This is a genomic window from Janthinobacterium sp. ROICE36, from assembly GCF_002869965.1.
Classification (GTDB): Bacteria; Pseudomonadota; Gammaproteobacteria; order Burkholderiales; family Burkholderiaceae_D; genus Janthinobacterium.
Map to the genome: position 1 here is coordinate 11,677 of NZ_PEBS01000030.1, position 19,598 is coordinate 31,274.

15 protein-coding genes and 1 pseudogene are annotated in these 19,598 nt (G+C 59.1%); 8 read left to right on the plus strand and 8 right to left on the minus strand.

Annotation, left to right across the window (positions count from 1 at the left end; translation table 11 throughout):
- Positions 1-28: 28 nt before the first annotated feature.
- The 5 genes and pseudogenes from CSZ94_RS13815 to CSZ94_RS13835 all read left to right on the plus strand — a co-directional run bounded on the left by CSZ94_RS13815 (position 29) and on the right by CSZ94_RS13835 (position 6,786).
- Positions 29-1,936 carry a polysaccharide biosynthesis protein gene (locus CSZ94_RS13815; RefSeq protein ID WP_102122027.1) on the plus strand — a complete coding sequence of 636 codons (1,908 nt, stop codon included), beginning with the start codon at positions 29-31 and terminating at the stop codon, positions 1,934-1,936.
- Between the two features lie 82 nt (positions 1,937-2,018).
- Positions 2,019-3,245, plus strand: coding sequence for a lipopolysaccharide biosynthesis protein (locus CSZ94_RS13820; protein WP_102122028.1), 1,227 nt, complete (start codon positions 2,019-2,021; stop codon positions 3,243-3,245).
- Between the two features lie 261 nt (positions 3,246-3,506).
- On the plus strand, positions 3,507-4,358 hold the full coding sequence (locus tag CSZ94_RS13825; protein ID WP_102122029.1) for a GNAT family N-acetyltransferase: 852 nt from the start codon (positions 3,507-3,509) through the stop codon (positions 4,356-4,358).
- Positions 4,359-4,468: 110 nt separating this feature from the next.
- Positions 4,469-5,443 (plus strand): annotated as a pseudogene (locus tag CSZ94_RS13830) (IS30 family transposase); the annotation flags it as partial.
- A gap of 296 nt (positions 5,444-5,739) precedes the next feature.
- Complete coding sequence (locus tag CSZ94_RS13835; RefSeq protein ID WP_180977472.1) at positions 5,740-6,786, plus strand: alginate O-acetyltransferase AlgX-related protein; 1,047 nt, start codon at positions 5,740-5,742, stop codon at positions 6,784-6,786.
- On the opposite strand, the gene CSZ94_RS13840 is transcribed toward CSZ94_RS13835, so the two are convergent.
- The 4 genes from CSZ94_RS13840 to CSZ94_RS13855 form a co-directional block, all read right to left on the minus strand.
- Positions 6,783-8,093 (minus strand): hypothetical protein, encoded by a 1,311-nt coding sequence (locus tag CSZ94_RS13840; RefSeq protein WP_102122031.1) that lies wholly within the window; start codon positions 8,091-8,093, stop codon positions 6,783-6,785. The genes CSZ94_RS13835 and CSZ94_RS13840 overlap by 4 nt on opposite strands.
- 61 nt (positions 8,094-8,154) lie before the next feature.
- Complete coding sequence (locus CSZ94_RS13845; RefSeq protein ID WP_102122032.1) at positions 8,155-8,493, minus strand: EamA family transporter; 339 nt, start codon at positions 8,491-8,493, stop codon at positions 8,155-8,157.
- A 113-nt stretch (positions 8,494-8,606) separates the two neighbouring features.
- Positions 8,607-9,566, minus strand: coding sequence for a glycosyltransferase family 2 protein (locus CSZ94_RS13850; protein WP_258000972.1), 960 nt, complete (start codon positions 9,564-9,566; stop codon positions 8,607-8,609).
- Between the two features lie 166 nt (positions 9,567-9,732).
- Positions 9,733-10,614, minus strand: a complete 882-nt coding sequence (locus CSZ94_RS13855; protein WP_102122034.1) for a sulfurtransferase — start codon at positions 10,612-10,614, stop codon at positions 9,733-9,735.
- Between the two features lie 137 nt (positions 10,615-10,751).
- Here CSZ94_RS13855 and dnaE point away from each other — a divergent pair, with 137 nt between their 5' ends.
- Positions 10,752-14,291 carry a DNA polymerase III subunit alpha gene (dnaE, locus tag CSZ94_RS13860; protein ID WP_102122035.1) on the plus strand — a complete coding sequence of 1,180 codons (3,540 nt, stop codon included), beginning with the start codon at positions 10,752-10,754 and terminating at the stop codon, positions 14,289-14,291.
- 63 nt (positions 14,292-14,354) lie between these two features.
- On the opposite strand, the gene CSZ94_RS13865 is transcribed toward dnaE, so the two are convergent.
- From CSZ94_RS13865 to CSZ94_RS13880, 4 genes are all read right to left on the minus strand, one after another.
- Complete coding sequence (locus CSZ94_RS13865) at positions 14,355-14,585, minus strand: DUF6139 family protein (protein ID WP_102122036.1); 231 nt, start codon at positions 14,583-14,585, stop codon at positions 14,355-14,357.
- A 178-nt stretch (positions 14,586-14,763) separates the two neighbouring features.
- On the minus strand, positions 14,764-15,762 hold the full coding sequence (locus CSZ94_RS13870) for a VirK/YbjX family protein (protein ID WP_180977474.1): 999 nt from the start codon (positions 15,760-15,762) through the stop codon (positions 14,764-14,766).
- Positions 15,763-15,808: 46 nt separating this feature from the next.
- Entirely contained in the window at positions 15,809-16,369 is a 561-nt protein-coding gene (locus tag CSZ94_RS13875) for a universal stress protein (RefSeq protein WP_102122038.1), read from the minus strand.
- Between the two features lie 88 nt (positions 16,370-16,457).
- Entirely contained in the window at positions 16,458-17,279 is an 822-nt protein-coding gene (locus CSZ94_RS13880) for a MipA/OmpV family protein (protein WP_180977475.1), read from the minus strand.
- 157 nt (positions 17,280-17,436) lie between these two features.
- Between CSZ94_RS13880 and CSZ94_RS13885 the strand changes: the two genes are divergently transcribed.
- Together CSZ94_RS13885 and CSZ94_RS13890 are read left to right on the plus strand one after the other, a co-directional pair.
- Entirely contained in the window at positions 17,437-18,123 is a 687-nt protein-coding gene (locus CSZ94_RS13885; RefSeq protein WP_102122040.1) for a response regulator, read from the plus strand.
- The gene (locus CSZ94_RS13890; protein WP_102122041.1) at positions 18,120-19,508 is read left to right on the plus strand and encodes a sensor histidine kinase; all 1,389 of its coding nucleotides are present in this window, start codon (positions 18,120-18,122) and stop codon (positions 19,506-19,508) included. The genes CSZ94_RS13885 and CSZ94_RS13890 overlap by 4 nt, the downstream gene beginning before the upstream one ends.
- The last annotated feature ends 90 nt before the right edge of the window (positions 19,509-19,598 follow it).

Genomic DNA, 19,598 nt, shown 5'->3' on the forward strand with positions numbered 1-19,598 from the left:
GCCTGCATATTGAGATTGGTAAGAATTGATGACTCCTTTATCGAATTTCCCGCGCTTGCAAAAGCAGCTGATCGCCGCATCTGCGGACATGTTCTTTTTGCCACTGACATTTTGCGTGGCGATACTGCTGCGTTTTGACGGTGTCAGTCTCGCTGCATTCCACCCGTACTTCTGGCTGATTATCCTGGCGCCACTGATCTCCATTCCGATCTTTATCAAGCTGGGACTTTATCGTGCGGTGATCCGTTTTATCGACTACAAGATAGTCTACGTGGTGGTGCTGGGCGTGACGCTGTCGGTGGCAGTCATGCTGGCCTTTGCGGCCTTCTCGACGCATATGATCGGCCTGTCGCGCGGAGTCTTTGGCATTTACTGGGTCAGTGCGATCATGTATGTGACTGCCAGCCGTTTCATGGCGCGCGGCTATTTCGCGCGGGTATCGGGCGTGACCGGTGGCATTCCTGTCGCCATCTATGGCGCCGGTGCTTCCGGCAGCCAGTTGGCACAGACGCTGAGCTATGGCACCGAGTACCGTCCGATAGCACTGATCGATGAGAAAAAAGAGTTGCACGGCGCAATCATCGCCGGCATTCGCGTGTATGCCCCCGAAGATTTGCCGGAACTTGTGGTGGACAAGGGCATCACCAAGATCCTGGTGGCCCTGCCATCCTTGACGCGTGCGCAGCAGCGCCGTATTCTCGACAAGCTGGAGCCCCTGAAGATCAAGACACTGGTGACCCCGCCGATCAAGAGCCTGATCAGCGGTCTGGTTCGCTTGCAAGACTTGCGCGAGATCGAGATCGAAGATTTGCTGGGCCGTGACGCAGTCGAGCCTGACCATGACTTGATGGCCATGTGTATCACTGGAAAGACCGTCATGGTCACGGGCGCCGGCGGCTCCATCGGTTCCGAATTGTGCCGCCAAATTCTGCGGCAGCGGCCTGCGCGCCTGATCCTGCTTGAGATGTCGGAATTTGCCCTGTATACCATCGAACAGGAATTGCAGGGCTTGCGCAAGGCGCAGCATAGCGAACTCGAGCTGTTGCCATTCCTGGGTTCCGTCCTGGAAACCGAGAAATGTGAAAAGATTCTGCGCACGTTCAAGGTGGAAACGGTGTATCACGCAGCTGCATACAAGCATGTGCCGTTGGTGGAACACAACCCGATCGAGGGAATACGCAACAATGCCTTGGGCACCTTGAGCATGGCGCGCGCTGCCATTGCCGCCGGGGTGAAACGCTTTGTGCTGATTTCCACCGACAAGGCCGTGCGGCCAACCAATGTCATGGGTTCGACCAAGCGCCTAGCGGAATTGATCTTGCAGGCATTTTCACGCGAACAGGACAAGACGCGTTTCTGCATGGTGCGCTTTGGTAATGTCCTGGGCTCATCCGGTTCGGTCGTCCCCTTATTCCGCAAACAGATCATGGCAGGCGGCCCCATCACCATTACCCATCCGGAAATCACCCGTTACTTCATGACCATTCCGGAAGCCGCACAACTGGTGCTGCAAGCGGGCGCCATGGGCGAAGGGGGCGACGTCTTCGTGCTCGACATGGGCGATCCGGTGAAGATCGTCGATCTGGCCAAACGCATGGTGCATCTGAGCGGCCTGGAAGTGCGCAGCGAACAGACGCCGAATGGCACCATTGACATCCATCATGTGGGCTTGCGTCCCGGCGAAAAATTGTATGAAGAACTGCTGATCGGCGATAACGTTGAAGGTACTGATCATCCCCTGATCATGCGTGCCCAGGAAGCCGAATTGCCCTGGCCGCAGCTGGAGTTACTGCTCGATGAGTTGACGCAAGCATGCGCACGGTTTGATCATGAAGCGGTGCGCGCCTTGCTGCTGCAGGCGGTAACAGAATATGCACCTCAGTGCGGTATTGAAGATTTGATCTGGTGCGCCCGTGGCGATGCTGCGGCGTCGTAGCCTTGAACAATCAGGTACAGCCTGTGCGCCTCTTGCCTTGCGGTACCGGTGGATTGATATATTTACTTTCTAAAGAAGAAACATGGAAAATTTGAATCAGCTTGACAAGCACAATGGCGAGAATGTTGTTAATTATGTCAAATCATTGCGTGACGCGCGCAAGTGGATTGGCACCGCTACGATAGCGGCCATGGCCATCGCCGTGTCCGGAGCCTTGTATCTGGGGCAGTATCGTAGCGAAGGCTTCTTGCAGTTTGGCGGTCCGATACCCTTGCCATTGGAGACGCTGGGCAAGGATGCGAAAAAGGACAAGGAAGGTAATCCGGGTATCGTATTGGCTGATTACAAACGCTATGCCGCTGCTTTCAGTACCAGCGAGCGCTTTGACGCTTTTGTGCAGGCGAACAAGCTGCAGGCAGTCGACGGCATCGGGGGACTGCGCAAGGCCATGGCCAGCGGTGATGGATTTAACAAGATGGTGGAGCCGATTTTCTCCTTCACCAAGATGGACGCCAAGGAGCTGATGGAGCAACCCAAGGACGGCGGCAATAATGTGATTGGTTTGCGTATTTCCTATGCAGCAGGCAATGCCGAGAGTGCCCAGCGCATGGTGGGCTTGTTGGGGCGCTATACCATCGACAGCATCATCTACTCCGATTATTCCGATGGGCTGCGTTTCAACCACATTGAATTATCGGCCAAGATCACCAAGCTTGATAACGATATCATCGGCATGAATGAGCGGCTGGAGATGTATCAGCGCAAGGGTGTCGTGCTCAAGAAGATCGTGAACAATTATCCGGAAGCGGCGAACAAGTCGGCAACCTCGGTGATTTCAGTCACGGAAGACAGTGCCCGTTATTTGTCCCCCATTACCCATCTGATGTCCGGCGAAGTAGAAGCCTTGAGCACCAGCGAAACCATCATCCGCCTCAAGCGTGAGCAGGCACAGAGTATTCTATTGCGCGAATACTACGACCAGGCCAAGAGCCTGATCGATACCAACCAATCGGGCGAAGCGCTGCTGCGCGGCCTCGAAGCGGTGAAGGAAGGCGTCTTCAAGACCAAGAACCTGAACGATGAAGTGGTCAAGGAGGTGTATAACATGCTTACGATTGATAACCAGCGCTCCATCAATTTGTATCTGGAAAAAAGCCGCTTCATCGCTGGTCCTACCTTGCCGGAGAAACGCAATATCCGCTTGTCCGCAGTATTGCTGTTAAGTCTGCTATTCGGTTTCTTCCTGTCCTCGGCGATCGTATTGCTGCGTAAATGGTGGGCGCTGAATATGGATGGCGCCCGTTCTTGAGTGGAACAGGGCAGTCGCGAGGTGCCTGGAAGCTGTGTTGGCAGATCAATGCATCGGCTGATGGCAGCTGTTGCACGCGGCGAGCGCATTGATCTGTGTCGCGTGGCTCGCCACGCTTCCGTTCCTTCTTGCTCGTTCTCTCCATACGCTGCCCGCAGACGCGACCCTCTGACGCGATAGGCAGCTTGATACGCATCGGGCAGCTGGCGCGAATGCCGTCTGCAGCTTCTTTTCACTGTTCATTTTGGAGCGGATTAACTGATGGAATCGTCGAAAATGGTTCATACAGAGGGCGTGACAATCACACTCTCCACGGTGGCATCCGAGGCCTTGAAAGCATTGTTTTGGGGCGTTTTTTTCCAAAGCAAGAACCGTGGAGTGACGCTACAGCGTCATTTTCCCTGGTTGTCGGCGGCGTCGAAAGGCGTGATTTTTGCAGAAGCGCGTATCGGCACGGTGACCATCGGCGGACTGGTATTGCGGGAAAAGCAGTACCAGCTGGGTGAGCGCACGCTACGTATCGCGATGATCGGCCTCGTCTGCGTGGCACAAGGGGAACGCGGCAAGGGTATCGCCAACAGCATGCTGGAGGTTATTATTGCCCATGCGAGAGAACAGCAGTTCGATTACCTGACGCTGTGGACCAGCCAGTATTCAGTGTATGAAAAGCACGGTTTCCAGGTGGCTGACCGCTGGATGTATGGTTGGGTCAGGGGCGCCGAGGATGACGATCGGAAAGATCAGCCACCATTCGAGCCCGATAGCAAACTTGTGCCCGACAACAGCTTGCCCTTGCCGCCGTTTGCGCGCGCCGTATATTGCTATAGCGATCCGGTGTGCTCGATGGTCGTGCTGGAGGATGCCCATGGCGCCATTGTCACGGCATACGACGGCTTGCCTGCTGCCGCCGCCTCGGCGATGGTGCGCCATCTCCCCTCTTGCTGGCGCCTGAACGTGCTTGCGCAGGATGCGATATTGCAAGCATTGCAGCGCCATGGAAAGACGCTCGAGCTGGCCCCCGTTCGGCTTCAGATGTGGCTCCCACTGCGCGATTTCCTGCCCGTGGAGCAGCTACTCGATCACGTGACGTTCCCGGTGCTGGATAGAATTTGACGCAATCCTGCTGCTCGATAATACTTGAAAGCTTTTGTTTTTAAGTAAGCATATTGTTATGTGGGCGTTCTCAAAAACCAAGTGCAACACCTTTGCTGTAAGGTGCCGCCATGGCGAGAAATTACAAACATTTGACTACCCAGGAGCGCGCCGTCGTCATGACCATGCGCGACGACCTGTGCTCCATTCGATCCATTGCTAAACGCCTTTGTCGTTCGGCCAGCACGATTGGCCGCGAAATCAAACGTACCGCCGACACTGGCCTCTACGATGCCAACCGGGCACATCTGCAATGTCTGACACGCCGGACAACGCCTCGGCGCCTGCCGAAACTACACGCCGATAGCATCTTGCTTGAAGTCGTCCGGCATCAGCTCAAACTGCTCTGGTCGCCTCAGAAAATAGCGCGCAAACTGCGGCTCCTATGGCCCAACACCCCTGAGAAGACCGTGTCCCACGAGACCATCTACAACGCCATCTATTTGCATCCGCGCGGCGAACTCAAGCGCGAACTGATCGCCTGTCTGCGCCACCACAACCAAGTGCGCAAGCCGCGCAGCCGAGGCACCGACCGACGCGGCCAGATCCCGGACATGCAGAGCATCCACATACGCCCTCCAGAGATCGAGGACCGCATCATCCCAGGCCACTGGGAGGGCGACCTCATCAAGGGCGCCGGTAATCGCTCATCGGTGGGTACGCTGGTCGAGCGCACCACCGGCTTCGTGGTGCGGGCCAAGATGGATAACGCTACAACCAAGGCCGTCGTCCACAGCTTCTTCGCAGTGCTCAACCGCGAGCCAGCGGCGATGCGAAAAACCATGACCTACGACCAGGGACGCGAGATGCACGGACACAAAATACTCACTGAGCGTACCGGTGTCCAGATCTATTTCGCCGACCCGCATAGCCCTTGGCAGCGGGGATCAAACGAGAATACCAATGGCCTGCTGCGCCAGTACATGCCCAAGGGTTCCGACCTGTCGATCTACTCCCAAGACGAACTCGATGCCATTGCGCTCTCGCTCAATTCGCGCCCGCGCGCCAGGCTCGGATTTGAATCTCCTCTGGTCGTTTATACTCAGCAAATAGCCCCACCCAGCCAGGTGACGATAGGTCATGATGGCTGGTTGTATCTGGGGGACCAATATGAACAGACGCTGACGCTGACGGTGACTCGGCGCGGCAGCATACCTGCCGATGTCGAAGCGGCGAGGAAAATTGCGCTGGCCACCGCAGGCTGGGAGCAATGGCTGGCATCGCAAGGCGTGCAGGCCTTCTACATCGTCCTGGGGCCGAACAAGGATAGCGTGTATGGCGAATGGCACCTGGCTGGGCGCAAGCGCTCGAGCCATCGGCTACCGATACCCTCATCGCTGGCATGAAGCCAGGCCAGTATGTCGATGTGCGGCCTGCCATGCTGAAAGCCAGGACAGAATTTTCGCAAGCCCTTTACTACAAGACCGACACCCATTGGAACCGGCTTGGTGGATGGGTTGCCATGCGAGCGCTCGGCGACGAGCTGGCACACACTGCACCGGGACTGCATACGCTCTCCGGACAACAGGTGCAGCCCGGTACTGCCAGTCAGCGCAACGGGGGCGATCTGGCCAACTTCCTTAAGCTGAGCGAGACCTTGCATGACAGCGAGATTCCTGTCGAGATTGATATCGGGCGTCCAGTGGAGACCGCGAAATATGACTTTGATACAGGCCGTCTGCTGGAATCGGGCGGGAATCCGGAAGTGGGCGCGCCACGTGCGCCGGTGCTTGTCAAATCACCCAATGCGCTGAATCGAAAGAAAGTGCTGTGGCTGCGAGATTCTTTCGGTACTGCCATGTCGCCCTATATGGCAGCGACGTTCAGTGAAACCTTGCAGATTCATTATGGGGTGAGCGATGCCGCCATGGTGGTGAAGCTGGTGCAGAAGTATCAGCCCGATTATGTGTTTTTCACCGTTGTCGAGCGCAATGCGAGAGCACCCCGCTTCGAACAGGCGCCGCCCCTGCATGTGACGGCCAAGCCGGCCAATTTCGTGGCCATGGCGCGTGGCACGGAGTCCTCGGCAAATGACCTTGCAGCAGTGCCTGCTTCCCGGGCTTACCGGGTCACCGGTGGCGATGCTTTCCTTACTTTCAAGCTCGCACCGGCAGTACGCGCCGCCGAGGCGTCCAGAGTGACGTTTAATCTGGGCTGTGACGACAAGTCCGTGGCGGTGCCGGTACAACTGTTGTGGCATGCCGCGGACGGCCATCCGAGTGAAGCGCTCAGCGTACGTTTCATGGCTACGCCAGGCAGTAATTCCATCGATCTGGCGACGTTGCCGGCATGGCAGCCAACGGCCACGATCACCGCGGTGCGCATCGATCTCGACTCTCCCGACGCTTGCTCTATGCTGACGATCGATGCGGTGGAGCTTGGCCGCTAGTGTTTGGCCAGGCCAGCGTGCGCGCCGGCGCGCGCCGCCAGCCAGATGATGATGGACAGGCTGGTGGCGATGATGCACCAGTAAATATAGCGGAAATCGGCTGACGGTACGCTCGCCAGATAGCCCAGGAAGTAGCCGAGCGCAGAGGCGTTCAATGCCAGTATCTGGGTCTTTTCCAGCGATGGAGGCATGCGCCAGCCAAGCACCATCATGGCGATTGCCAACAGAAGCCAGGAATACGGTTTGAAGAGTTCTGCCAGCGGCGTGACTTGGCAGCCTTCGACATAGGCTTGCATCAGGTGCGCCAGTTTCGGATTGTCCAGTTTGATTCCCAATTCATTGCCCATGATGCCTGGGTGCCAGGCATAGTAGGGTTCCAGCGTAGGCGAGCGCAGGAAATACAGGAATGCTCCGCCCTTGATCTGCAGGTACGGCAGAGGATGCTCGAGGATGGTCTTTTTCCATAAGGCATGGGCCTCCGTATGCGGCATGCCGGCAAACAGGCTGCCGCTAGGGTCGTAACCTTTGCGTACAAAGCACATCGCCCGTTCATATTGGATAGGCATGGGTGAGCAAGCGGCATTATCTTCAGGCTTTACCCAAGGCATCAAGTTTTCGCCCGTCATGAAGGCGATCTTGGCCACTTCATCCCCCATCGTTAGTGTTTCAAAGTGTTTTCTCTCCGCATGCAGGACGTTGTAGCTGAGAACCGATGTGGCCAGGGGCAGGGTGGCGGACAGCAGCACGCTCAAGATCGCCACTTGTACGACGGATCGTGTCGGCCAGAAGTAGCGCAGTGCATAATAGATGAGGGGCACGATGGCCAGGATCGCATTGTGCCTGACAGCGGACGCATAGAAAATGAAGGGGATGCCCAGGGCGGCCACGCGCCAGTTCTTCGTTTTCGTGTACAGCAGTCCCGTCGCCACGAGCAGGGCGAAGGCCATGCCCACGTCTTTCCACAGCACCCCGGCAAAGTTGACGACCCATGGCAGCAGGCACATGGCGGGAATCAGCAGAGCCCAGCCACGCTGTGGCATATTGCCGTACCATATCAGGATGCCTGCCGCCAACAAGGCGAGGTGCAGCATCAGCAGGCTTTGCGGGCCAGAAACCAGATACATGCACAGATGCCACACATAGGACATGATGGCGGGATTGCTATCCGTATAATACTGATTCAGTGCCGTCTTGTATTGCACCATGGAATCATATGACATGAAGCCGGGGGCAAAGCAGAACCAGATGACAGCCAGGACGATGGTTGTCAGGGCAATGGCCAAGGGAGTGAAAACCTGATTTTTCATGGGTAACTTCAAATTCGAGCAAGAGAATGGACCCGCACCGTGAGTGGCGGTAACAGTGTGCTTATGCCTTCGTTGCAACAAGGATGCCGACGATGATCAGCGCGACACCGATCATGTATTGGGTCTGGAAACGCTCACCAAAGAGAAAATGGCTGCCGATCGGCACCAGCACGAAGGCCAGCGCCATCAGCGGGTAGATCCGGCCCAGTTCGACGCGCTGCAATACCCAGACCCAGGCCAGCGTCGTCAACCCATAGAGGAAGATTGCCGCCGACAGTGCTGCCAGGGTTTTGACGGAAAAAAAGCTGCCGCTTTGCAGCAATCCATTGGCACTGATTTTAAACAGGATTTGTCCGGCTGCAATGCCAAGCACACATAACAGGGCCACGATGTAAGTCATACTTTATCTCCATAGAGTTGCTGGGACGCGCTGCCCGGTGCGCCGTATCCATCGCACGGACACAGTTTTCTGCCATTGCCTGCGTTTTCTCTGTCAGGCGATGCATCTAGCCTTCACTTCCTGCCACGCCGAATGCGATGGAATGGTTTTTTAGGGATCGAGCTGATATCGTGTCCGAGAAAGGCCAGTATTAATTGCAGGCCGATAATCACCGGCAAGCCTGACAGCATGACTGTTCCTGCCGAAGCGGGCATAGCGTCATGTACGGAATGCAGCCATTGTGTCGCACCAAACACGCACCCGAAGGCAAGCATCAGAACACCGATGGGCAGTTCAATGGAGGCAATGGACAGGTCCCGCAAATAATAGTTGTAGAAAATACGTTTGAAGAAATTGCGCATATGTTTGGCAAAAAATTCAAGCACAACTTGGGAAACCTTCAGATTGCTGACTTCATCGCCGTATTTTGCATCCATGGGGATATCGGCGACGACTGCGCGCAATGTATTGAGGCGAAACAAGATATCAGTTTCAAAAAAATAACGCCGGCTGATTTTTTGCATCGGCAGGTGGCGTACCACCTCGCAGTGGATGGCGGTATAGCCGTTTGTCGGATCGAAGATGTCCCAATAGCCGGAAGAGATCTTGCTCATGAAAGACAGGATTGCATTGCCAAAAAGACGCACCTTGGGCATGCTGCGCACGCTTTCCAGATCGTAGAAGCGGTTACCCTTGGTGTAGTCGGCTTCGCCAGCGACAATCGGAGCGATAAAGTCGGGAATGCATGCGGGATCCATCTGGCCATCGCCATCGACCTTGACGATGATATCCATGCCATCGTCCAGTGCGGCGCGATAGCCAGTCATGACGGCGCCGCCGACGCCCTGGTTTTCGGCGTGGCGTAGCACGACCACGCGTTGGTCGCGGCAGTGCCGCTCCACTAGGTCGCCGGAGCGGTCCGGGCAGCAATCGTCGACGACGTAAATACGGCTCACCTCTGCGCCAATCTGAGCGATGACAGAAAGGATGTGCCTATCTACTTTGTAACTGGGTATGACGACCGCGATGGCCAAGCACTGTTTTGTCATTTTTTTATTACTTGTCTTTACTATGCATGGTGGCGTTTCCCGGAAGCGGGCAATAGCGTGAATTATGACATGCGCAGTTGGCACGCCTCTGGCGCGCTGGCGGGAGTGACGCTGTTGCGCGCCACCTAGCGCGCATGGGCAAGGCAGGGGGCTAGTTCTTGTTGCCGTAGCAATGCGGGCAAGACACCTCATACACATATTCCGGCGCCAGTTGCTGGCGCGGCGTGACGACTGCGCGGCAGACGAAACATTGCACGGTTTCCGTCGGTTCCAGTTTCGGGTTCAGGGCCGTGCGGTAGTCGAAGACGAAGCAGTCGCCCGTATAGTGCTCGCCGCCCACTTCCTCGAAATATTTCAGGATGCCGCCGTCGAGCTGGTACACGCTGTCGTAGCCGATTTCCTTCATGTGGATGGCGGCCTTTTCGCAGCGGATGCCGCCCGTGCAGAAGGTGACGACGGTCTTGCCTTCCAGTTCATCCTTGTGCGCGGCGGCAACGGCCGGGAATTCTGTAAATTTGTCGATACGGTAATCCAACGTGTTGTTGAACGTCCCCACGTCCACTTCAAAGGCATTGCGCGTTTCCATCATGACCACGGGTTTGCCCGCGTCGTCGACGCCGGCATCGAGCCAGCGCTTGAGCGTATGCGCGTCGACGGATGGGGCGCGGCCCAGTTCCGGCTTGATCAGCGGCATGCGCATGGTGATGATTTCTTTTTTCAGCTTGACCAGCATGCGCTTGTGCGATTGCTCATTCGACAAGCTTTCCTTCCATTCCAGATCGGCCAAACGCTCGTCGCTGCGGACCCAGGCGAGGAAGCTGTCGATATGTTCGCGCGTGCCCGACAGGAACAGATTGATGCCTTCCGGCGTCAGCAGGATCGTGCCCTTCAGCGCCAGCGCCAGGCATTGCTCTTGATACAAGGGACGCATGGCTTCCGTATCGGCTAGCGTAATGAATTTATACGCTGCGATATTGACAAAAGTACTGGCGGCGGCGGAAACGGCGGGTGTGGCTTGCGTGATGGCTTGCATGATGGCGATCGGCTTAGACTGAACAGCCGATATTATAAGCCCGAGAGGCCAGGTAGGATACCCGGTGCACACCCGCGACGCGGTAGAATAGACCCCATTGAATTTTGCACGAAACGGTACACAGGATGGAAATGGTTATGCAAGAGGCCGGCACTCCGGCAGGTTCACAGCAAGCGATGCAGCCCGGTCCTGCCTTCGTCCATTTGCGCGTGCACTCGGAGTACTCGATCGTCGATGGTTTGGTGCGCATCGACGATGTCGTCAAGGCTGCGGCGAAGGACAAGCAGGTGGCGCTGGCCGTCACCGACCTGTCGAACCTGTTTGGCATGGTCAAGTTCTACAAGGAAGCGCGCGGCAAGGGCATCAAGCCCATCGTCGGCGTCGACGTGTGGATCACGAATGACGACAACCGCGAAAAGCCGTCACGTTTGCTGTTGCTGGCGAAGAACCGCATGGGCTATTTGCAACTGTGCGAACTGCTGTCGATGGCCTGGCTGACCAACCAATACAAAGGACGCGCCGAACTGCGCGTCGAGTGGCTGCAGGCGCTGGCGACGAATACCTACGAGCTGTACCCGGGCGAAAGCGCGGCGAATGGCTTGATCGTGCTGTCCGGCGCGCATTTCGGCGATGTCGGCATCGCCATCGAAAATGGCAATTTGGCGCTGGCCGAGCGCAACGCGCAGCGCTGGGCCGAGATTTTCCCTGGCCATTTTTATATTGAAATCCAGCGCGGCGGCCAGGCCAACCAGGAAGCGCAGGTGCGCCATGCGGTGGCCCTGGCAGCCAAGCTGGGTCTGCCCGTGGTGGCCACGCATCCCGTGCAATTCATTTCTCCTGAAGAATTTATCGCCCACGAAGCCCGCACCTGTATCGCCGAAGGCGAAATGCTGGCCAACGCCAAGCGGGTGAAACGTTTCAATGACAGCCAGCGCTTCCTGTCGCAGGCCGACATGGCGCAATTGTTTGCCGACCTGCCGGCCGCGCTGGCCAATTCCGTGGAAATCGCCAAGCGCTGCAACTTGACCTTGACGTTGGGCAAGCCGCAACTGCCGAATTTCCCCACGCCGCCCGGCATGACGATCGACGAGTTCCTCGTTGCCGAATCGCAGGCCGGCCTGGAAAAGCGGCTATTACAGCTGTATCCCGATCCCGAGCGCCGTGAAAAGGAGCGCCCGCGCTACGAGTCGCGTCTGAAGTTCGAGACGGACACGATTTGCAACATGAAGTTCCCCGGCTACTTCCTGATCGTGGCCGAGTTTATCCAGTGGGCCAAGGAAAACGGCGTGCCCGTCGGCCCGGGGCGCGGTTCCGGTGCCGGTTCGCTGGTGGCGTATTCGCTGCTCATTACCGACCTTGATCCATTGCAGTACAACCTGCTGTTCGAGCGCTTTCTGAATCCTGAACGCGTCTCGATGCCCGACTTCGATATCGACTTTTGTCAGGAAGGGCGCGACCGCGTCATCCAGCACGTCAAGGATTTGTATGGCAAGGAGGCGGTCTCGCAGATCGCCACCTTCGGTACCATGGCGGCCAAGGGCGCGATCCGCGACGTGGGCCGGGTGATGGATTTCGGCTACAACTTCTGCGACGGTATTTCCAAGCTGATTCCGTTCAAGCCGGGCAAGCCCGTGTCGATCGCCGACGCCATCGAGGAAGAGCCGCTGCTCAAGGAGCGCCTGGAAAACGAGGAAGAGGTCAAGCAATTGCTGGAGCTGGCGCAGCAAGTGGAAGGCATCACGCGCAATATCGGCATGCACGCGGGGGGCGTATTGATTGCCCCGGGCAAGCTGACAGACTTTTGCCCTCTGTACACGCAGGGCGGCGACTCGGGCGTCGTGTCGCAGTACGACAAGGATGACGTGGAAGCCGTCGGCCTGGTGAAGTTCGACTTTTTGGGTTTGACCACGCTGACCATCCTCGACCGCGCCGTGCGCTACATCAAGCAGCTCGATCCCGCGCAAGCCGATTTTGACCTGGCCACCTTGCCGCTGAACGACAAGCCATCGTACGACTTGTTGACCAAGGCCAAGACCGTGGCCGTGTTCCAGCTCGAGTCGCGCGGCATGCAGGGCATGCTGAAAGATGCGCGTCCCGACCGCTTCGAAGACATTATCGCGCTCGTGGCCCTGTACCGTCCCGGCCCGATGGACCTGATTCCCGACTTCTGCAAGCGCAAGCACGGCGAACGCTTCGATTATCCCGATCCGCGCACGGAAGCGATTCTGTCCGAAACCTACGGCATCATGGTGTATCAGGAGCAGGTGATGCAGATGGCGCAGATCGTCGGCGGCTACTCGCTGGGCGGCGCCGACATGCTGCGCCGCGCCATGGGCAAGAAGAAGGCCGAAGAGATGGCCGAGCACCGCGAGATCTTCCGCGCGGGTGCGGCCAAGGATGGCTTGACGGCGGCCAAGGCCGACGAGATCTTCGACTTGATGGAAAAGTTCGCCGGCTACGGTTTCAACAAATCGCACGCCGCCGCCTACGCCTTGCTGTCGTACCACACAGCTTACTTGAAGGCGCACCACACGGCTGCCTTCATGGCCGCCAACTTGTCGCTGGCCATGGACGACACGGACAAGATCAAGATCCTGGTGGAAGACGCGCTGGACATCTGCAAGCTGACCTTGTTGCCGCCGGATATCAATGAATCGGACTACCGCTTCACGCCGAGCGGCGCAGCGCCGTCCGTGAGTGGCAAGAAAGTCACGCAGATCCGTTACGGCCTGGGCGCCGTGAAGGGCTCGGGCCAGAACGCCATCGAAGCGATCATTGCCGCGCGCGAGGCCGGTGGGCCCTTCACCAGCCTGTTCGACTTCTGCAAGCGCGTGGATAAAAAGCAGATCAACCGCCGCACCATCGAGTCCTTGATACGCAGCGGCGCCTTCGACTGCCTGAAGGTCGACCGCGCCATCCTGCTCGCATCCGTGGCGTTCGCCATGGAATGCGCCGACCAGGCTGCCAAGGCGGCGAATCAGGTGAGCCTGTTCGGCGGCGACGACAGCGACATGGTGGCGCCGCCCGAGTACGTCAAGGTGCCCGTGTGGACCGATAAACAGCGATTGACGGAAGAAAAGATCGCGCTGGGCTTCTACCTGTCCGGCCATCTGTTCGATTCGTATGCGCCCGAGGCACGCCGTTTCGCGCGCACGAAATTGTCCGAATTGTCGCCATCGCGCGAACCGCGCATGATGGCCGGCGTCATCACGGGCTTGCGCACGCAGATGACGCAGCGCGGCAAGATCCTCATCGTCACCCTGGACGACAAGAGCGGCACGGTGGAAGTGACGGTGTATGGCGAATTGTTCGATGCCAACCGGAAAATCTTCAAGGAAGATGAATTCCTGGCCGTCGTGGGCAAGGTGTCGGAAGACCGCTTTTCGGGCGGCTTGCGCATCACGGCCGAGAGCGCCTTCGATATCATCGCCGCGCGCGTGCAGTATGGCCGCCAGCTGGGCCTGACGTTGCCGGCCACCCTGGACGCCAAGCGCATCCGTGACGTAATCATGCCGTACCGGGCCGAGACGGGCTTGCCGATCGCTGCGCGGGTCAGCCCGCAAGGCGTCAGTTGCGTGCTGCAGTTTGGGGATGAGTGGAAAGTGGCGCCATCGGATGAATTGCAGATGGCGCTGGAGCAAATGCTGGGTGCGCAAGAGGTGGCGGTCGAATACTGACCGGCACCGCCCGGCGCATACAATAAAGCCAAACCGCAGACATGCTGGTTTGGCTTTTTTCGTTTACATGTCTTTCAGGCCCGTGATCGCATAGCCCTTGGCGGCGATCTGCTGGTGCGGCTGTTCGATATGGTAGTCGGGCAAGGCCTGGGCATCGTCGGCCACTTCGCTGGCGCGTACTTCGAGTTGCCAGTCGGTATTGGTCACTTCTTCAGGAATGATCTTTCCTTCCGGCACGGCGAGGTAGGAAAAAATGCCGTCGTGCTCGGCCCGGCGGTAGATGTCTACACGCATGAATGCCTCCTAGTAAGCGTTGGGGGAACCGGTACACCGCAGTGCATACCGATAGTGCTAGCGTAACAGGATTACGTCGCGCACGGGTTGACGCGTGTGGCGCAAGCGGGAGGGCGGTGTGGCTAGTGACGGAGAGTCACGACGCGGGGGCGGGGCATCGTGCTGTGGACAGGGCCGTTCAGGCGGCAGCGGAAACGTAGTCGTCGTCGTCGAGGCCGACTGATTGCCGTACATCGTTGGCCGCTGCCGCAGCGCCTGCCGTGGGGACCTGCACCGTGCTGCGATGGGCGTGGAAACCGCTACGCAGGCTGGCGATCATGGCCAGCGTCAGTTCGTGGCGTTTGCGTGCTTCCGAGCGTTTTTTTGAAGGAATTTCTTGCAGCGCAGGCAAGGGAAGGTCTTCGCACGCCAACTCAAAATCGCCATCCTGGCGCGCTTGCGCTCCCAGTTCTTGCCATAAGGCATTGTAGTCGGCGAACAAACGGCCTTTCTTGGCAGAGTGGTGCACGGCGCGGTTGATATTGCCGACAAGTAGCATTTTGCGGCAGCCGTGTTCGTGTCCCAACTGGCGTACCAGGCGCACCATCAGCGTCTTGGGACGCATGCCGTGCAGGTCGCGCGTTGCCTCGCGCACGCGGTGCGCGCTTTCCTGGCCTTTCGGGCCTTGCACGCAGCCGACGCTCACGCCCAAGGTGGCGCGCAGGGGACAACCGAAGAAAGAAAAGGCGATCGAATAGAGTACGTCGTCGTCATGCATCAGTTGCAGCACTATCTCGCCTTCGCGGTCCATGGGGTGCAGCGAACACAGTTGCAGGTGGTAAGGCGCGCCCGATTTTCCCGGTACCGTGCCGAGGCGCACGGGGCCGCGGGCCGCTTGGCTCATCAGCTTGCCCCAGCCTTGCTGCAAGATGAAGTGGTAGTGCTCGATCAGCAATTCCACGCGCTGGCGGCAATTCAGTGTAAGGGTCACATAAGGCCGGTAGACCTTGTGGATCATGTGCGGATAAGCTTGTATCAGCTCATGAAAAACCGGATGCGAGTTCAGCAGTTGTAGCCAGAGGCGGGTTTGGCGCTGTTGCACGCGGGCGCGCAGATGCAGCTTGAACATTTCGCGCCAGCGGCGCATGCCGCTTGGCATCGCCATCAAGCCGTCAGACAGGGTAATAGTTGGCATCATCGTGCGCATGTCCATGATAAAGAGAGAACGTCCAAGCCGTTTTGGCTCAGACGGGTACCGGGCTGCTGACGCCCTCGTGGTTTGCCAGCAAGATGGTGGTGCTGCGGGTGCTACGCGCCAGCCGGGCGGCCAGTCCGCCCGAAAAATGACGGGGCCAGCCGCTGTGCCTGTGCGCGGGCAAGATAACTTCGTGGCAACCCAGCAGTTCAGCCGTGTCGAGTATCGTGAACAGCAACTCGCCGGCAAAAATATGGGTGCTGAAGGCGAGATGAGAACGGCTCAGGTAGAGTCCCGCCTCGTGCATCATCTGCTGCGTAGCCAGGTCCAGCACATGGCAGTCGCTGGCGCTATGCTGCGGCAAGCCATCGGCCTGGTAAGGCAGCGCCGGTGTCACGTGCAGCAGGCTGACGCGAACCTTGATGCCCCATTCCTGCAAGCGCCTGGCGTAGCGCGCACCGTAGATGATGTCGCTGGCGCGTTTGACTGGCAAGAGCAGCTGCAGGGTATCCTGCTCCGGCTTGCCGCCCGTGTATTCGCCCTCGGCGCTGTCGTGGGCGCGGTGGGGTTGCGGGGCAGGGCGCGATGCATGCATGGAAGCGATGGCCATAGTCGAAAAACCATGTCATGTTATCCATGCCCTCACCCCCTGTAAATTGGCGAAACAGCGTACGGGTTCCCCTTATGCCGCCCCGGTTTTAATAGCGGTAGGTGACATACACGGCGCCGATCGGGGATGTCTTGCGCTGCACGATGGGGCTCTTGGCCGCGTCGCCCATGCGGTGCTCGACGCCGACCAGGGTATTGATACCCCAGCGTGCATCGAAGCGGTGCTCCCAGTTGACGGTGGCCTGCGCTTCATAGAAACCACCCTTGGGCGTGTATTGCTTGAACGAAGTATTTGCGGCCTGGGTGGCCGTCACGCCATACATGGTCTGTACGTACTTGCGCTCGCCCCAGCCCAGCTGGCCGCCTATGTTCACGCTGTCTTGCTGCGCCCCCTTGGCATCGGCGCGGCCGTAGATCTGGCCTGTCGCGCCGAAATGCACGTTCGCGCCATTTTCGCGATTCGACAGGGGAATGTCGCTCGACACGCTCAGCGACAGGCCCGGCAATGGCGAATAACCCGCGCTCAGCAGGGCGCTGGCGTTGCCCTTGACTTCACCCATGCCCTTCAGATAATCGCTGCCGCCGAAACCGTTGATACCCGTGCGCTTGTGGTCTTCGCGTTTGCCGCGGTAGCCCAGTGCGGCGCTATAGCTGAGGGGGCCGGCCTGGCCGCCATAGCCGATACCGCGCGAAGTGCTGATGAACAGGCCATTGGCCATGGCGTAATCGAGGATGATCAGCGGCGAGGCCGACAATTTTTCGGAGCCGGAATAGCTGGACACGGCAGCGACGCCGCCGCCGATGGTGAAGACATTTTCCGCCGCCGGGTCCGCCGCTGCAGCTGCCAGGGGGTTCAAGCTCAGGCCGCAGGCCAGTGCCAGCGAGGTCAACAAGGTTGTAGGTGCGTGCATGGAGTGTTCCGTCAGGTAGAGAACCGAGTCCGGATTGGCTCGATTGACAGCCGACAGTATCCATCCTTGCCATGAAGGAAAAATGAGCCTTTTATTAAGATTGCATGAAGATGGCTTCTTTACCCATTCTTCAGCTTGCGGTGGTTTAATACTCATCATGAAGATACTGCTGATTGAAGACGATATGGACCTGGGCAATGGCGTGCGGATCGCCTTGCGCGACCAGGGCATGCAAGTGGTCTGGGTGCGCAGCCTGGAGGATGCGGCGCGCAGCATCGAGCACGACAGTTGTGAGCTGGTGCTGCTGGACCTGGGCTTGCCGGACGGCGATGGCCTCGATTTGCTGGCCCGGCTGCGCGCGGCCCGCTTGCCGGTGCTGATCCTCAGCGCCCGCGACACGCTGGAACAGCGCTTGCGGGGTTTGGACGGCGGCGCCGACGATTACCTGGTGAAGCCCTTCGTGCTGGCCGAGCTGCTGTCGCGTGTGCGTGCCCTGGCGCGCCGCAGCTATGGCTTCGATGGCGACACCATCGAATTGCGCGGCCTGCTGCTGCAAGTGCCCACGCGCCGTGTCAGCGTACATGGCCGGCCGGTGGAGCTGACCGCCAGTGAATACGCCTTGCTGAAGACCTTGCTGATGCGCGCCAACAGAGTCATCACGCGCCGCGTGCTGGAAGAACATATCCTGCCCGGCGGGCTGGCCAATGCCAGCAATACCCTGGATGTGCATATGGGGAATCTGCGCCGCAAAATAGGCGAAGGCTATATCCGTACCGTGCGCGGCGTTGGCTATGTTATCGACCAGCAAGGCGAAACCTCCACCCCGCCGGGGGGCGGCGCATGATGGGGCGTTTCTGGGCCATGCTGCGCCGGCCTACGCTGGTGCGCCGCCTGATGCTGGCACAAATGCTGATGCTGACCGTGCTGTGGAGCCTGGCGGTCGCGTATGTGCTGATCGAGGGCACGGGCGAAGCGAGCAATGTCAGCCGGGGCGTCTTGCACGCCATTATCAGCGTGGCCGATAACCTGGCCGAGCAGCCGCAGCGACAGGAGCAAAGCTTGCGCGCGATCGACGAAGCCTTGCGCGAAGAGTTTGAAATGGGGAAAGTGCCGGAGCTGGCGCCGCGCATCCTTGTCTGGCGTGAGGGCGCGCTGGTCTACAAGTCCCCCGCAGCGCCCAGCGGTATCCGCAGCGCCGGTCCCGAGCAGATGGAAGTGGTCTACATCAAGGGACAGGCCTGGCGCAGCCGCAGCCTGACCGAGGGTGTCACGCGCGTGACGGTGCTGGAGGTGGGCGGCCCCTGGCAGTTTTTTATCACGATCAATTCACATGGCTATTACCTGCTGCCCCTGCTGATCAGCCTGCCGTTCTTGCTGGTGCCGGCCTGGCTGTCGATCCGCCTTGCGATGCTCCCGTGGCGCAAGGTGGCGCAGGAGGTAGCGGCGCGCGGGCCGCAGGATTTGCGTCCGCTGGCGTTCAAGCCGCCGCATGGCGAACTGGCGGGACTGGTCGACAATATCAACGCCCTGCTGCAGCGGGTCGATGCCAGTGCGGCGCGTGAACGCAGCTTCATCGCCGACGCTACGCATGAGCTGCGTACGCCGCTGGCGGCCATGCGCGTGAATGTCGAGGCCTTGCAGGGCCAGGCGCATGACGCACGCCAGCAAGAGCTGCTGGACGGTATCTTGAACAGTGGCAACCGTGCCGCGCGCCTGGTGGGCCAGCTGCTGCAGCTGACGCGCAGTGAAGTGCAGGCCGGTGCTGGCGAGTTGCCGCGGCGGCAGGCGCTCGATGCCTTGCTGCAAGACCGGCTGGCGGCGCTGTCCGGCCTGGCTCAGGCGGGCGATATCGAGCTCGAGTTGCAAGCCAGCGTATCGCTCAGCGTGCCCGGACAGCGCGAGAGCCTGGTGTCGCTGATCGACAACCTGGTGGAAAACGCCATCAAGTACAGCCCGCGCGGCAGCAGCGTGACAGTGTCGCTGCATGCGGAGCGGGGCCAGGCCGTGTTGCATGTGGCCGATCAGGGGCAGGGCATCGCGCCGGCGCTGTATGCGCGCGTGTTCGACCGCTTTTTCCGCGCGCCGCAGCAGCCGCAGCCGGGCAGTGGCCTGGGCTTGTCCATCGTCGCTTCCGTCGTGCGCCAGCATGCTGGCACGATTCAGTTGCATAGCGGCAATGGCGGCCTGGGCTTGCTGGTGGAAGTCAGGTTGCCGTTGGCCGAGGCCTGAGTGCGCTGGCGGGCTTTCTGATATGGCATGACGATGTGCGCTTGTAACGCAAGATGGCATGGCGTGGCGCACGCCTGCGATGCATAATGC